This is a genomic window from Capnocytophaga sp. H4358 (assembly GCF_002302515.1).
GTDB lineage: Bacteria > Bacteroidota > Bacteroidia > Flavobacteriales > Flavobacteriaceae > Capnocytophaga > Capnocytophaga canis.
The window spans coordinates 164,525-181,010 of record NZ_CP022380.1 but is presented as its reverse complement, the minus strand read 5'-3'; the positions used below and the strand labels follow the sequence as shown (position 1 = coordinate 181,010).

Sequence of the window (16,486 nt, the reverse complement as noted above, 5' to 3'; positions counted from 1 at the left end):
AAAGGCTTCAACATTTTTTATGCTGAAGTCTTTATTTTATTGCTAAAAAAAACGTTACCCTTTTACTCTTATAAAAATATGTTTTATATTTGCGCCAAATATAGAAGTATTATGTTAAAAATTAAACTTTTTGTTGTTTTTTTGTTGTTTATTGGGTCGTTTCATGTGTCTATAGCACAGACTGAAATGGATGTACAACAAATATCTTCAGTAAATGTAGATAACTTATCCGATGAGCAAATTAGAGCTTATTGGAAAAAGGCTCAAGATCAAGGTTATTCTTTAGAACAGCTTATTGTAGGAGTACGAACTCGAGGAATGTCTGAAAATCAAGCAAATAAGTTGAGACAACGTATTTTGCAGTTATCCACATCAACGCCTTCTTCTAACCAGAAACAAATATCACAGCGAGTTGATTCAGAAGCAATTGGGTTTACTGGTCAAGAAAATAAAGACTCATTAGCGGTTAAAAATGATAAGAATAGTATTTTTGGAATGAATTTTTTCAAAAATCCTAAAATTTCGTTTACGCCAAATAGCAATATGGTAACTCCTGAAACTTATCAAGTAGGGGTAGGAGATGAATTGCTGATTGAAGTTTGGGGAGCTACAGAAACTTCATTTAAACAGGTTGTTGATAATCAAGGTAATATATCTGTTAATGGTGTAGGGAAAATTAATGTGTTAGGCTTGCCATTAAATCAAGTTAAAGCGAAAGTAAATTCTCAGTTAAAGCGTATTTATTCTGGAATTTCTGCTTCTGAAGGTAGCTATAACAAAATATATACAGGTGTAACTATCACTCAGGTGCGTACCGTGAGTGTTAATATTATTGGAGAGGTTGTTGTCCCTGGGACATATTCGCTAAGTGCTTTGTCTACAGTTCTTAATGCTCTATATGCTTGTGGTGGTCCCACTGAAAGTGGTTCATTTCGAGAGATTAAATTAATCAGAGGAGGAAAACAAGTTGCTATTTTTGATGTTTATGATTTCCTGATTAAAGGGTCGGAAAAAGGCAATTTGACATTGCAAGACCAAGATGTAATCATTGTACCTCCTTACATAAATCGTATTTGGGTTGAGGGTCGTGTAAAAAGAGAAGGAGCTTATGAAACGAAGGAAGGAGAGACTTTAGCAAACTTAGTTACCTTTTTTGGAGGATTCGAATCAGATGCATTTGTAAATACATTGGTTGTTGAACGTATTAAAGATGCTAAACGAGAAGTTCGTGAAGTTATGTTCGAAAACATAGCAAATTTTAAAATGCAAAATGGAGATAAATTAAACATCCATCCAATCACAGATGAATACGAAAACCGATTGAGTATTGGAGGAGCTGTTTACCAACCTGGTACGTATGAGTTTAAAGAGGGAATGACAGCTTTTGATTTATTAAATCGAGCCAATGGACTTAAAAGAGAAGCTTCGTTAGAAAGAGGTTTGATTTTCAGAACTTTGAATAGAGTTGATTATCAAACCATCAATTTTTCCGTGAAGGATTTGATTGAACAGAAGCACAATATAGCTCTTAAAGATAACGATAGTATTCATATCTTTTTTAAGGATTCTTTACAAATGAGTCGTTTTGTAAAAGTAGAAGGAGCTGTTAATAAACCTAAAGATCTTCCTTTTATGGAGAATATGACTATAAAGGATGTTATTGTACTTACGGGAGGATTGGCACAAGGAGCTGATGCGTCAACGATTGACGTTTTTCGTGAAACATACGATCAAAATTTTAAAAAATTAAGTCAAGAGTTTAAAGTAACAGAAGACGATTCGGACTTTATATTACAACCCAACGACATCGTTTCAGTGCGTTATCTTAAAGGTTATACTCCTATGCAATCCGTAAAAATAGAAGGAGAGGTACTTTATCCTGGTGTGTATAGCATACAAAGCAAAGATGAGCGCATTTCAGATTTAATTGCGAGAGCGGGGGGATTTTCACCTCATGCGTATATTGAGGGAGCTACTTTAATTCGTAAGAAATTAGATGAGAGTGAAGTCAAGCAAGAGCAGTTTTTGGATGAGTTGATATCTATTGGTAGCATTGGTGATCAAGATAAATCTTTAAAAAAGATAGAAAAAAAAGTTTCTGAATATCGTATAGGAATTAATTTACAAAAAATATTAGAAAAAAAGCATAGTAAATATGACTTGGTTCTTAATGAATCCGATGTGCTGTTGATTCCCTCTGAAAAACAAACTGTTGAAATTCGAGGTGAAGTGTTAGCACCTTCACTGGTTCGCTATCAAAAAGGGATGACACTTCGTGATTATGTGAACAGAGCAGGAGGGTTTTCTGATAGAGCTAAAAAACGTTCCGTGTATGTGATGTATGCTAATGGTGATATTCGTTCTACAGATATTTCCTTGATTTTCAATAATTATCCAGAAATTAAGCCGGGAGCGATTATTATTGTTCCTTCAAAACCTGAACGTCAACGACTTTCACCAGGAGAAACCATCGGAATTATTTCAGCCATAACCACTATGGGGGTATTGATTTATAACGTTATAACAAAATAAAATGGAAAGTAGTAAACAAAAAAAAGAAGATGAAATAGATTTATTGGAGTTAATCCGAAAGCTTTGGGATGCTCGTAAGTATATCTTAAAAGTTACAATCTTATTTTTCATCATAGGAATCTTAGTTGCTTTGTTTTCGTCAAAGGAATATACCGCAACTACACTGATGATTCCTCAAACTACTGATGGTAAATCAATTGGAGGAGGATTAGGTGGGTTTGCGGCTATAGCTGGAATTAGCTTAGGCGGAGCTTCCTCAGAGGAGGTTCCCATTACAGTTTACCCAAAAGTGGTTCAAAGTGTTCCGTTTAAAAAGAAATTAGTACAAACTCCTTTGAATTTTGAAAACATTTCAGAAAAGATTACCTATAAAACTTATTGTGAGGATCATGTAAAACCTGGTATATTGGATTATGTAAAAAAATATACTATAGGTTTACCTGGGTTGTTGTTTGGAAGCAAAGAAGAAGAAAACACTTCAGAGGAACAAAAGACCGTATTACAACTATCTCAAAAGGAGCGAGAAATTTTAAATAGCGTTGATAGTCAATTATCAATTACAATCAATGAAAAAGAGGGTACGATTATGCTATCTTACTCAATGTCGGAGGCCTTAGCAGCAGCTCAGATGTTACAAAGTGCTCAGAATTTATTACAAGAGAGTATTACTGAATTTAAGACTCAAAAAGCAGTTGAAGAATTAGATTTTATTAAGGAACGCTATCAAGAAGCTGAGAAAGATTTCAAGAGTAAACAATTTGCTTTGGCTCAGTTTCAGGATAAAAATAGAAATCTTTTTAGTTCGTTACCTCAAACTCGTTTACAGCAATTACAAACAGATTATAATTTGGCTTTCAGCGTATACTCTGAATTGGCTAAACAATTAGAAAGCAAAAAGATAAAAGTAAAAGAAGACCAACCTATTTTCACTATTATTGAACCTGTGAGTGTTCCTAATGAGCGTTCAAAACCAAAACGACCAATGATAGTTGCTATTTGGACATTTTTAGGTATAGTGATTGGTATAGGAGGTGTTTTTATAAAAGATTTTATCAAACAGATTAAACAAAAGAAAGAAGCTTAGTAAGGCTTCTTTTTTTGTTGATTGAATGTGTCAAATAGTTTGGTATGAGTTGGCAAAACCAATAATTTACTACAAGAATGCATAAATAATCACTCTTTCTCAAATTTTGTTACTGTTTTATGGTAAAAGTTTACTCTTCACTGATTCATTTAATCTATTGAATTTCAAGGGGATTGAATGTTAAAGTTTATTTGCCTAAATTCTAAAGATTTTTTACCTTTACCCCCAATCAAAATAGTTGCCTTATGGAGGAACTCATACTCACGTTAATAAATCAAACCTCACAAAATATATTTCTAACAGGAAAAGCAGGAACAGGAAAAACTACATTACTGCACAAAATCATTAAAACTACACATAAAAATACTATTGTGGTTGCTCCCACAGGCATAGCAGCTTTGAATGCAGGTGGAGTTACCATTCACTCTATGTTTCAGTTGCCTTTTGCGTCATTTTTACCAACATTGTCCAATCCACCTGTGGTTTATGCTAATTCGCGTTTTGAAAATCGGATGACATTGCGTAAGCACTTTAAAATGAGAAGAAATAAACAACAGTTATTTCATCATTTGGAGCTATTGGTTATTGACGAGGTGAGTATGCTACGTGCCGATGTTTTGGATGCTATGGATTTTATGTTGCAAAATATTCGAAAAGACAAACGTCCTTTTGGAGGGGTACAAGTTTTGTTTATTGGAGATTTATTGCAGCTACCACCCGTAGTCAAAAACGAAGAATGGGAGGTTTTGAAAACATACTACAGTGGGATATTTTTCTTTCAGTCCAAAGTTATTACTGAAAATCCGTTATTATACGTAGAGTTGGATAAAATATATCGACAGTCGGATGATGATTTTATTTCCATACTAAATAATCTTCGAGATAATAAATTGAATTTCAGTAATATGGAATTATTACAAGGTTATGTAAATCCTAATTTTAGATCGGATAGACGAAATGAATATATCACTTTGACGACTCACAATGCCAAAGCTGATGCTATTAACAATCATGAAATGAGAGAGTTACATAGTAAAGAATATATGTTTGAGGCAGAGATTGTAGGTGATTTTCCTGAATATATGTATCCTATAGATAAATATATTTACCTAAAAGAAGGAGCGAGGGTTATGTTCATTAAAAACGACTTATCACCTGAAAAATTGTTTTTTAATGGAAAAATGGGGACAGTGATGAGGCTTTCGGATGGTGAGATTGAAGTTCTTTTAGATGGAGGAAAAACCATTAATGTTGAAAAACATGAATGGGAAAATATCCGCTATCAGATTAATGAGCAAACCAAAGAAATTGAAGAAGAGCGACTTGGAACGTTCTCACAATATCCATTGAGGTTAGCTTGGGCAATTACTGTACATAAAAGTCAGGGGCTTACTTTCGAAAAGGCAATTTTAGATTTAGACCATGTGTTTGCCCCAGGACAATTGTATGTAGCTTTTTCTCGATTGCGTTCCATGGAGGGAATGGTATTGCTTTCTCAAGTTAGTAAATATGGTATCGAAAATAGTGAGGAAGTGGTTCAGTATGCAGTAAATAAAGCTAGTCCAGAACAACTTTCTCAAGCATGTGTCAGTGGTGAAAAAGCGTACTTAGAGAATGCCGTTTTACAATGTTTTCAATGGGATAATTTGCTAGGAAATTGGAACTTACACAAAGGTAGCTATGTAGGAGATATGGGAAATAAGAATCTTTATAAAGACTGGGCATTAGAACAGATGAATCAGGTCGTTGAAATGGTTATACTGACCGAAAAATTTACCAAACAGTTGAAACATATCTTACATACTGACTATGATTTTAACTTCCTCTATGAGCGTTTTGAAAAGGCATATCTCTATTTTTTTCCACGATTAGAGGTTCTTTGGTATGAAGTCTTACGAGTGCAAAAAGAGATTGAAACTCATAAAAAAGTGAAACAATTTCGCGAGGAACTTATTGATTTGGAGAGTGTAACTTCGGAAGTAATACGTAGCCTATTTAAAACAAGACAAATGATGCAATTGGCTAAAAATCAACAGCCATTTAATAATTCTTCCATCAATCTTTCGCCGTTGGTAAGGATTCGTGAAAATTTAATATTAAAAGCAAAAGAACAGCTGAAAGAAAAACGACTTTTTGTGGAGGAGCAATCACATCAGGCAACAAAAATTGCTACCAAAGAAAAAGAATCGACCTATGATATCACCTATCAATTATGGAAAGAAATGCTTTCTGTTGAGGCAGTTGCAGAAAAACGCATGTTTACCACAGCAACTATCTATCGACATCTTATGAAGTTAATGGAAATGGATAAGGTGCAAATTTCAGAATTGCTATCCGAACAGGCTCTAGACGAACTGACAACTGTTTTTGAACAGGAAGAAGATTTGAGCTTAGGATATATCTATGACCTTTTGAACGAAAGATACACTTGGGATGAATTACGCCTTTTTAAAAGTTATTTTTTGAAAAATATGAGTTCAGAATGAATAAACAGACTCTGCAAGAATCCCATCCTTATGGTTTATAAACTATAAGTGCATTTAGTCAGTATTTTAAACGGCATCAGGAAACAAAAAGTTCTATTTGATGTAATTATATAAAAGGATTTTTAGAGTAATTTTTTAGTGGTACTGCTTCAAAAAACTATTCTAAAAATTCCAAAAATTCAAAACAAAACGTATATTTGCACATTATTTATCAAACGGAGAGAGCTATACTCTTTATTTTCAAACAACTATATGACACAGCAAAAAGATGAAATGTCTTTTTTAGACCATTTGGAGGAACTACGGTGGCACCTAATCCGCTCCACTGTAGCCGTTTTGGTCATTGCCGTAGTGGCGTTCTTCTTGAAAGATTTTATTTTCGATACTATTATTTTTGGACCTCGAAAAGGTGATTTTATTACCTACGAAATGTTTTGTAAATTGGGACAATTTTTTAATTATGAGAGTGATTTCTGCATGGAAAAACTGCCTTTTAGCATCCAAAATAGAACAATGGCAGGACAATTTTCAGTGCATTTATGGACATCTATTTGGGCAGGAGTTATTCTTGGTTTTCCTTATATTTTGTATGAAATTTGGAGATTTATAAGTCCAGGGCTATATGAAAATGAGCGAAAAATAGCGAGTGGTTTCATTTTTATAGCGTCCTTGTTGTTTTTTATGGGAGTGTTGTTTGGTTATTACATGATTGCACCTCTTTCTATAAATTTTTTAGGAACATATACTGTTAGTCAAGAAGTTGCAAACCAAATTGATCTAAATTCTTACATTTCGGTAGTCCGATCATCCGTAATTTCGTGCGGTTTAGTATTTGAATTACCTATTATCATTTACTTTTTAACCAAATTAGGACTCATAACCCCGACTTTTATGAGGAAATATCGTCGACATGCACTTGTTTTGGTACTTATTTTAGCTGCAATCATCACACCTCCCGATGTAGCGAGTCAAATTATTGTAGCTATCCCCATTATGTTACTTTATGAAATTAGTATATTCATTTCAGTCTACGTTTTGAAAAAGGAACAAAAACGTAAGGCAAAAGTGGAATAAAATCCTATAAATGAAACATTATCATATTTTCAAAACATAATTTAATATTTTAAGGTTCAATGAATTGTAAAACCTACCTAAAGCAATTACCTAACGTGAAAACGTTAAAACAGATTTGTCGTGGCAGAGCTGTGATGGATTGGATTATTTGTGGATATGAGTTTGAAACCTACCACACCTTCTACAAGAGTAAGCAAGAGGAGTATGACGGCACCGAGGCTCAATGGGGCTTAGGGTTTGAGGATGAAGATGGAATCTCCCTGTCGTTCTATTTTCTTGACAAGGCGTGTCTGATTGTGCCGTCAGCGAGTTCGGAAGATAGTAAAGATGCTAACAGTCAGTTGTTTGAAAAAAAAATACCGAAGATTTTTCATCCTTATTTTCGTAAAAATTTTTCGAATTCTGATATTCCGTTCGTGTTGTGGTCATTGGATGGAGAAACGTGGAATGCTGAGGAAAATTTTGAAATTGAAGAAATTATTTCTAAATTTGACCAAATCACTACTAATCCTGCCGTCTATAAGCAATGGGCATTTGATTTCTTTGGTGATGAAACTTATTTCAAGGAAGATGCTTCCGAGCAGACCATTACGGACATTTATGAAGGTAAGATACTCACCGAAGCAATGGTATATAGTTTAGTGAGCGAAGTGCATGATTGGGTGGATTTGGAGGCTGAATTGGATGAAATGCCATACCGATTTGAGTTTTAAATCCTAACCATTTTTTATACCAAAATTCAAGCAGGAAAGTTTATCTTTTGGTATAGTTTACTCCGAATTTAAAGCAAAATTACCCAAAACGAGGGGTTTGTTAGCTTTGGTACTATTTGGAGTGTATTGTTCTAACAGATACCATTAGTATTGCTCGAAAAATTAAATTTATTGCATATTTTTTACATACGATGAAGTTAATAGTCAATGATATTATCAAAATCTATAAAGGAAGAAAAGTTGTTAAAGGCGTTTCTTTGGAGGTAAATCAAGGAGAAATTGTTGGGCTTTTAGGGCCTAATGGAGCGGGTAAAACAACATCTTTCTATATGATTGTGGGGTTGATTAAACCCAATGGAGGAACTATTTATCTTGATAGAGAGAATATTACTGACTATCCGATGTATAAAAGAGCTCAGCGAGGTATTGGGTACTTGGCACAAGAAGCCTCCGTTTTTCGTAAATTAAGTATTGAGGACAATATCAAAAGTGTGTTGCAATTGACCAAGTTATCTAAAAAAGAACAACAGATGAAAACCGATTCATTGATTGAAGAGTTTGGTTTGGGACATATTCGCAAAAACCGAGGTGATTTATTATCAGGAGGTGAGCGACGTCGTACTGAAATTGCACGAGCATTAGCAACAAGTCCAAAATTTATTCTATTGGATGAACCTTTTGCAGGAGTTGATCCTGTGGCTGTAGAAGATATTCAACGTATTGTTGCACAGCTTAAAAATAAAAATATTGGTATCCTAATCACCGACCATAACGTACAGGAAACTTTAGCGATTACTGATCGTACTTATCTTATGTTTGAGGGAGGAATTCTCAAAGCGGGAGTTCCTGAAGAGTTGGCAGAAGATCAAATGGTTAGAAAAGTTTATCTAGGACAAAATTTTGAATTGAGAAGAAAAAAGTTATTTTAGTAAGGAGTTCCCACTTGTATTTTTTTGAACTATTAGCGTTGTTGAAATAGTTAGGAATACAATGTTTATGTCTTCTTCATTTTCAATACTCGAAAGAGTTACTCCATAGGTCGTTTGTAAAATGTGATTAATCCAAATTAATTATGTTTCTGATTATTAGTAGATTGATGTATCATTTAACTTACTCTTAATTAGTTATACGTTGATTCGGTATATTTTTTCTGGGAAAAGCAATAGCAAGAATCTGATTTTTAGGGGTTTATTTTTTGTAAAATTAGAGCCTTTGTCCAAAATGTTTATGTGGAATGGGTAATCGAGTGTCAAATAAGTTCTAAAAATTTAAGACGAATTTGGTTTGTGTGTATTATTTTAAATATGAAATAGTTATATTAGAATGTTCTGCAAATCATATTTTCAAAATAGACTTGTATAAAATAGTAAAGAAGTATTACAAATGAATTATATAGAATATGATTTCAAAATAGAACCTCAGGGAGTTGCTTCTGAGATTCTGGTGGCTGAGTTAGCAGAATGGGGTTTTGAGAGTTTTGTTGATACCGAACGAGGGATTTTGGCCTATATTCAAGAAAGTTTGTGGAATGAACATATTTTAGATGAGATTTATATTTTAAAATCGGAGGAATTTCTCATAACTTATTCATTCCGAACTATTGAGCAAGTAAATTGGAATGAAGAGTGGGAAAAGAATTTTGATCCCATTTCAGTAGATGGTTTGTGTACGGTTCGGGCTCCTTTTCATCCAAAAACAGACACTAAATATGATATTATTATCGAACCCAAAATGAGTTTTGGAACAGGACATCATGAAACGACTTATATGATGTTGCAGTTTTTATTACAGACCGATTTTAGCGGAAAATCGGTACTTGATATGGGTTGTGGTACCAGTGTTTTGGCGATTATGAGTGAAAAACGAGGTGCGACCAAAATTACGGCAATAGATATTGACGATTGGTGTGTTGAAAATTCAATAGAGAATATACAACGAAATGATTGTAAGTGTATTGAAGTGAAGTTAGGTGATGCTTCTTTATTAAAAAACGAGCATTTTGATGTGGTAATAGCTAATATCAATCGAAATATTTTATTAAATGATCTCTCGTTGTACGCAGCGACTCTATCGCAAAATGGAATGGTGCTTCTCAGTGGATTTTACAAAAGTGATATGCCAGTAATCCTTGAGGAATGCAGTAAACATGGTCTTTCATTTGTTGAAAATTTAGAACGTAATGAATGGGTAGCAGTAAAATGTGTCAAAAAAGATTAATTTTTGTAATATGCTAATTTTCAATCATAAAGAGCAAACCCAAACTGAAACCGAAACGCTTGTTGAGGAATTATTGGATAGGGAATATCATCTTGTTTTATACAACGATGATGTAAACACCTTCGATCATGTGATTGATACATTGGTACGAGTTTGTGATCATACCTATGAACAAGCCGAACAATGTGCTATTATAGTGCATTACAAAGGAAAATGTGATGTAAAATCAGGAACCTACAAGACCTTAGAACCGATGTGTACTGCACTTTTAAATGCCGATTTAAGTGCTGAAATTGAGTGATTTGTATATTCTTGTCAAAAACTGATCGAATTAAACGAAAAATTGAAATGAATCACTATATATCTAACGATACATTATTTTTAGAAAATATTGAAAATCTCTTAATTGAGGATGTAAAACTCAAATTATCGGAGGAGGCAAAAATAAATATCCAAAAAAGCCAAGATTTTTTGAGTAGATGGTCTCTTGAGCATCAAAAACAAAATATTCCTAACGAAAATCCTGATTTTCAGTGTCGTTTATTGAAATCCTATGCCTGTGGTGTAGGTACTGCCATTCCTGATGAGGTGGTAAAATTGATGTTATTTTTAAAAATACAGTCTTTTTGCTACGGATTCAGCGGTATACGTCTAGAAATTATTGAACGATTTTTGGATTTTTTTAATTACAATGTATTGCCGGTTGTTTATTCAAAAGATACACCAGATGATCGTATTTCATTGGCTCACTTGTCTTTACCGCTTATTGGCGAGGGTGAGGTACGCATTAAAGGAAAGATTTTTTCCTCCTGTGAGCTGGAAGAAAAATTTGGTTGGAAACCGTTGCATCTGAAAGAAAAAGAAGCCGAAATCTTGTTAGGAGGTACACAATTGACAACTGCTTATGGAGCTTTTAATATGATCAAAGCTCTTAAATTGTGTGAGTTATCGGATTTTATAGCTTCGGTTTCTTCACAAGTTTTCGGAGTGAGTGACTTGTTCTTCTCAGAACAAGTCCAAATCGTTCGTCCACATAAAGGGCAAATTCAAACAGCAGAATCGCTACGCAAATTTCTGAAAAACAATGAAATAAATGTGGAACGTTCAGAGTTTGATACAGCTCCCGAGGCTTTTCGTGCTATTCCACAGGTGCATGGGGCTGTCAAAGATACGGTAGCCCATGTTCGAAAAGTTATTAAAACCGAAATTAATTCTGTAACGGATAATTTGTTGGTTTTTTCTAAAGAAAACCAACTGATTTCCAGTGGAAATTCACATACTTTACCCTTGTCATTAGGTTTAGATTTTCTTGCTATAGCATTGACAAGTTTGGGAAATATGTCAGAGAGACGTATTTTTCATCTTATTTCATCAAGAGAAGATGAAAAGGAGGATTTTTTCTTAGATTTATCTGTTTTTCAACGTATAACAGAGAGTATTTTAGCTGAAAATAAGCGGTTATCTACCCCTGTAAGTGTTGAGAGCCCTATTTTTACCGAAAAGACGACTGATATTAAAGGAATGGGAGGTAGTTCGGCTGTAAAATGCTTGCAGGTTATTGAAAATATTGAACAAATATTAGCTGTTGAGTTATTAGTCGCGGTACTATGGTCAATAAATCAAAAAATGACCTTCACATCTTCTGTTTTGAATGAGTATATTGACTATTTGGAGTTACGAGCTGAAAAAATATCCCTGAAAAAAAGTATCGAAAAAACCATACAATTTTTTAAAATAGAGAAGAATGAAAACTAAATGGTTGTGTTATAAAAAGTATGATGGTAGTTTTGATTGTCAGGCTGAGCGTAGTCGAAGCCTCGTAATTACAGGGCTTCGACTACGCTCAGCCTGACAGAAATATCCACTTTATTAAAAGTATCATACTTTTTACAACACTTCCAACTAAATTATTGAATTTAAACGCTTTGTAACTGAAAAACGTATCTCAGTATCGTGCTCAATATGAGTAATTTACTATCGGAAATGAAAAATAAAAACATTAAAACTTAAAAATAAATAATAGATGAATAAATGTTTGTTGGTTCTTTTAGCGGGTTTTCTGCTTTTTCAAAGTTGCAAAAATAACCCCAATCCAAAGGAATTAATTGATGAAATCAAATCACGTGAAGTATTTGAAAATAACGAAACAATCTCATTTTCAGATACAACACAACTGTCCTTTGAGAGAATAGCCATAAAAGATAAAGAGGTTTTGGCGGAATTGAAAAGTTTTTATTCCCAAAATGGCTACAATACACGTTGGCTTTACGAAAAAAAACCGACTCCGTTGTTTTATGGTTACATGAAAGTATTAGAAAAATCAGAAAATTACGGGCTGAATCCAGAAACGTATCGCCATAAGGCACTGAAATATTTGGTGGATAGTCTTTATTCCAAAACGATTGATTTTACGGAACTTGAACAAGCCGATAGAGAAATAACGGCTTCTTTTTTATTGTTAACGAAGCATTTAGGTAGCGGACGTGTATCTAAATTATCACATGGTCAACACATTTGGAAGCCAACCAAACGCAACCGAAACGATGTTGAAATTCTATTGAAATTGGAAGATACGGACGATTTGGTAACGGTGGTTGATGCCCTACATCCGAGTCATCTTCTCTACAAGCGAATGAGTGAAAAATACGCTGAATTGAGAGCTGATACTCAGCCGGATTCAATCATTAAAGTTGCTTTTGAGAATCCAAAGTTATTTGTTGATGGGTATAAGCATTCGGCAGTGGAGGCTATGCGGCATAATTTAAAACAGAAAGGTTATGAAGTCACTCCGTTGGTTTCGACAAATGTGGTTGATACCGTTTTGTTAAATGCCCTCAAAAAGTTTCAGGAAACCAAAGACATTACCCCTGATGGTGTTCCAGGGAAGACAACTCTCTATCACTTAAATATGACCAAGGCTCAAAAAGTGGAACTTCTAAAACTTAATATGGAGCGTATGCGTTGGTTAAACAATGATTTGGGTGATGATTATCTCATTGTGAATATTCCTGATTTTAAGTTATTTGTATATCATAAAGATTCAATGATTCATCAAATGAATGTGGTAGTAGGCAGGGAATATACCGCAACTCCTGTGTTCGTTGATTCAATTCGTCATGTGGAATTTCGACCTACTTGGACGGTACCACAGAGCATTATTCACAATGAAATGATTCCGCAAATGGTATCAGAAAATGATGCCGAAAAATACCAAAAACGGGGTTATACCATCTATGAAAATGGTGAAAAGGTTGATCCTAATAGTGTAGATTGGACAAACCCTGAAATCAGAAAACGTAAATTTCGTTTTGTAGAAGCTCCATCAGCTCGCAACTCGTTAGGGTTGGTAAAGTTTATATTAACCAACGATATGAGTATTTATTTACATGACACTCCTTCAACACGATTGTTTTCACGTGAAGAAAGAGCTTTTAGCCATGGTTGTGTGCGTGTGGAACAACCTGCCGAATTGGCGTATTTACTGCTTAAGAATCAAGATGAATGGACTCGTGAGAAGGTAGACCAAGCAATGCAATCGGGGCCCAATCAAAATCGTATTACTCTAAAAAACAGATACTTAATCAGTTTGTTGTATATTACCGCTTGGGTTGATGAAAATAATCAGCTTATTATCAAAAATGATATTTATGGTTTTGACCAACAGCAACTTAAAGAGTTGAAAGTATATGAATAGACTTAAAATTTCGTAGTATGGCAATCCGATTTACAGTTATTCGAGAAAATATAAAAATTGCTTTAGAGTCAATCAAAAGCCAGTTGTTGCGTACAATTCTTACGGTGCTAATCATTGCTATCGGTATAACGGCATTAGTCGGGATTTTGAGTGTTATCACAGCACTCCGCAACACTTTGGAAGGTAACTTTTCAAAAATGGGATCCAATACATTTTCTATTACACGCTATCAGTATACCCAACGAGTTCAAGGTAGCGGAGCTAATGAGAAGATAAATCCGCCCATTAGTTACCAAAATGCAATAGCGTTCAGAGAACAATTACAAAATCCGTTTGCACAAATCAGTATTTCATTGTTTTCATCTGCTTCGGTTGAAGTTAAATACGAAAATCAAAAAACCGATCCTTCATCAAAAGTGATTGGAGTGGATGAGTTCTATATTAAAAATTCGGGCTTAGAACTTGACAGTGGTCGGGATTTCAGTAAGTTAGATATTGAGAATAATGCAGAAGTTTGTATTATTGGAGCTGATTTTACAAAAAAATTATTAAAAGATGTCAATCCTATTGGTAAGGTTATTTCTATTAAAGGACATAAATTTACAATTATTGGCGTATTGGAGTCAAAAGGTTCTACATTTGGAAATAATGAAGATATGCAAGTGTTGATTCCATTAGGGATTGCTCGTTCGGTTTTTACGCTCCAAAATCCGAATTTTGCAATAAAAGTAAAGGTAAATGATAAAGGTAAGCTAGATGTCGTTATGGATGATGCACTTATTGTTATGCGTAACATTCGAAGCCTTAGACCATTGGATGAAGATAATTTTGGTATGGAACGCAGTGATGATTTATTGCATCGTATTGAAAGTATCACACAAGGCATTGGAATTGCAGGGTTTGTGATTGGATTGATTACTATTTTAGGATCGTCGATTGCTTTGTTGAATATTATGCTCGTTTCTGTAACTGAACGTACCAAAGAAATTGGTATTCGCAAGGCTTTAGGAGCTCATCGTAAGGCAATTACAATGCAATTTTTCACCGAAACAGTTATCATTGCACAATTGGGAGCCATGGCAGGAATTGTTTTAGGCATAACATTAGGTTACTTCATTTCACTCGTAGCAGATTTTGATTTTATAATTCCATGGGGAGTCATTTTTGTGGCCATTTTGATAGCCTTTGTAGTAGCCATTATTTCAGGGTTATACCCTGCGATGAAGGCTTCCAAGTTAGATCCTGTTGAAGCTCTTCGTTATGAATAATTCTTTTTTGATTTTTGATGGTGATTGCCTTTTTTGTAATCGGATAGCTTATCATTTAGCAAAATCCGACAAGCGGGATAGTTTTAAATTTGTGTCAAGCACCTCTGAAACGGGACAGTATTTTATCGTGAAATATCAATTGCAAAAGTTTGTAGATAAAACAGTTATAGTTCGAGTAGGGGAGGTGTTTTATATGAAATCAAAAGCCATTTATATGTTTTTGAAGGAAAGCAATATGTATCCATTGCTTCGATTTCTTATTTGGATAACTCCTACATTTATAGCTGATTTTGTGTATGACATTATTGGAAAACATCGTAGGAAACTCATTAAAAAAGAATGCCCCATACTGCCTCCTGAAATTCGTAAAAAGTTTTTGAATTAATTTGGTTCAAGGCTCTACGAGTTGCGTGTTTTCGGTATTTTTCTCATTCTTAGAAAGAAACATTTTTCATCTTCTCGATATCTATTTAATAACGGGAGTAAAATAAAAGAAATTCCTCCGAAAAAGAGAGTCATAAAGAACTGTGCTGTCCATACAATCCAACCAAAAGCGGTACCTGACACTAAAGGTATGCCAAAAAGTAGTAAAATTTCTGCTATAAAAAAGGGATATGAACCAAAGCCACCATTAGTAAAAGCTATGGCAAAACTGCCTACTACAAAGGATGTTAGTACCGTTCCTATGCTAACGTAGGAGGTCTCAGGTAGAGCAAGAAACGGAAGATAGAACATCAAAACGTACATTGTCCAAATGAAAATTGTATGCAATAAAAAAGCTCCTCGTCGCCGTAGTTTAAGTATGGAAAAAATACCTTCTTTAAGTCCTGCTACAAAATTGCGTACCTTTAAAGCAATGAAATGTGTTGATTTATAGACCCATATAGAAAATAATACTCCAAGAACTAATACAATTCCTAAAAGAAAAATCAATTTTTGGAAAGGAATTATAGACAGTAAAAACTCGCTAATTAAATTAAATTGAAGTAGAAAAGCAGTCAACGTGAACGATAGTAATAGGATTAGATCAACTACTCGTTCCGAAATTATGGTTCCTATACTTTTGTCAAAAGGAACACCATCATAACGATTTACTACCAAAGCTCTTGATATTTCCCCAGATCTTGGGATAGTAACGTTTACTAAATATCCGATAAAAACTGCCATTATCCGATTATAGCTACGAGTTTTGTATCCCATAGGGTTGAGTAATAATTCCCATCGTAAAGCACGTGAGACATTGCTCAAAAAACCGAGTAAAACTGATAATATAATATAAAAATAATCCGCTTTTAAGAATTTTTCTTTGATTTCATTCAGCTGCTCATCAGTGAATTGGCTGTAGGCATACCAGCACAGAAAAACACCTAAAAATAGCGGAAGGATAGTTTTTATTAACTTCATTATCAGTATTTTAT

Annotated in this window: 12 protein-coding genes and 1 pseudogene; 12 read left to right on the top strand and 1 reads right to left on the bottom strand. The window is 34.2% G+C overall.

Annotation, left to right across the window (positions count from 1 at the left end; genetic code table 11):
* Positions 1-111 precede the first annotated feature (111 nt).
* The 12 genes and pseudogenes from CGC49_RS00780 (at position 112) to CGC49_RS00725 (ending at position 15,453) form a co-directional block, all read left to right on the top strand.
* Positions 112-2,532 carry an SLBB domain-containing protein gene (locus CGC49_RS00780; protein WP_095893157.1) on the top strand — a complete coding sequence of 807 codons (2,421 nt, stop codon included), beginning with the start codon at positions 112-114 and terminating at the stop codon, positions 2,530-2,532.
* A 1-nt stretch (position 2,533) separates the two neighbouring features.
* Positions 2,534-3,616: a Wzz/FepE/Etk N-terminal domain-containing protein gene (locus CGC49_RS00775; protein WP_095893156.1), complete on the top strand. Its 1,083-nt coding sequence runs from the start codon at positions 2,534-2,536 to the stop codon at positions 3,614-3,616.
* Between the two features lie 230 nt (positions 3,617-3,846).
* Positions 3,847-6,102: pseudogene (locus tag CGC49_RS00770) on the top strand (helix-turn-helix domain-containing protein); the annotation flags it as partial.
* A 252-nt stretch (positions 6,103-6,354) separates the two neighbouring features.
* Positions 6,355-7,176, top strand: a complete 822-nt coding sequence (tatC, locus tag CGC49_RS00765; RefSeq protein WP_042345283.1) for a twin-arginine translocase subunit TatC — start codon at positions 6,355-6,357, stop codon at positions 7,174-7,176.
* Between the two features lie 59 nt (positions 7,177-7,235).
* Positions 7,236-7,889 (top strand): hypothetical protein, encoded by a 654-nt coding sequence (locus CGC49_RS00760; RefSeq protein WP_042006507.1) that lies wholly within the window; start codon positions 7,236-7,238, stop codon positions 7,887-7,889.
* 191 nt (positions 7,890-8,080) lie between these two features.
* Positions 8,081-8,818 (top strand): LPS export ABC transporter ATP-binding protein, encoded by a 738-nt coding sequence (gene lptB / locus CGC49_RS00755; RefSeq protein WP_042006509.1) that lies wholly within the window; start codon positions 8,081-8,083, stop codon positions 8,816-8,818.
* A 454-nt stretch (positions 8,819-9,272) separates the two neighbouring features.
* Positions 9,273-10,106: a 50S ribosomal protein L11 methyltransferase gene (gene prmA, locus CGC49_RS00750; protein WP_042006511.1), complete on the top strand. Its 834-nt coding sequence runs from the start codon at positions 9,273-9,275 to the stop codon at positions 10,104-10,106.
* Between the two features lie 10 nt (positions 10,107-10,116).
* The gene (locus CGC49_RS00745; RefSeq protein ID WP_042345277.1) at positions 10,117-10,407 is read left to right on the top strand and encodes an ATP-dependent Clp protease adaptor ClpS; all 291 of its coding nucleotides are present in this window, start codon (positions 10,117-10,119) and stop codon (positions 10,405-10,407) included.
* A 47-nt stretch (positions 10,408-10,454) separates the two neighbouring features.
* Positions 10,455-11,861 carry an aromatic amino acid ammonia-lyase gene (locus tag CGC49_RS00740; RefSeq protein ID WP_095912648.1) on the top strand — a complete coding sequence of 469 codons (1,407 nt, stop codon included), beginning with the start codon at positions 10,455-10,457 and terminating at the stop codon, positions 11,859-11,861.
* A gap of 268 nt (positions 11,862-12,129) precedes the next feature.
* The gene (locus CGC49_RS00735; protein WP_095893152.1) at positions 12,130-13,800 is read left to right on the top strand and encodes a murein L,D-transpeptidase; all 1,671 of its coding nucleotides are present in this window, start codon (positions 12,130-12,132) and stop codon (positions 13,798-13,800) included.
* Between the two features lie 17 nt (positions 13,801-13,817).
* Positions 13,818-15,068, top strand: a complete 1,251-nt coding sequence (locus CGC49_RS00730; protein ID WP_042345271.1) for an ABC transporter permease — start codon at positions 13,818-13,820, stop codon at positions 15,066-15,068.
* Positions 15,061-15,453, top strand: a complete 393-nt coding sequence (locus CGC49_RS00725; protein WP_095911636.1) for a thiol-disulfide oxidoreductase DCC family protein — start codon at positions 15,061-15,063, stop codon at positions 15,451-15,453. The genes CGC49_RS00730 and CGC49_RS00725 overlap by 8 nt, the downstream gene beginning before the upstream one ends.
* Positions 15,454-15,467: 14 nt before the next feature.
* On the opposite strand, the gene CGC49_RS00720 is transcribed toward CGC49_RS00725, so the two are convergent.
* The gene (locus CGC49_RS00720) at positions 15,468-16,475 is read right to left on the bottom strand and encodes a lysylphosphatidylglycerol synthase transmembrane domain-containing protein (protein ID WP_095893150.1); all 1,008 of its coding nucleotides are present in this window, start codon (positions 16,473-16,475) and stop codon (positions 15,468-15,470) included.
* Positions 16,476-16,486 lie beyond the last annotated feature (11 nt).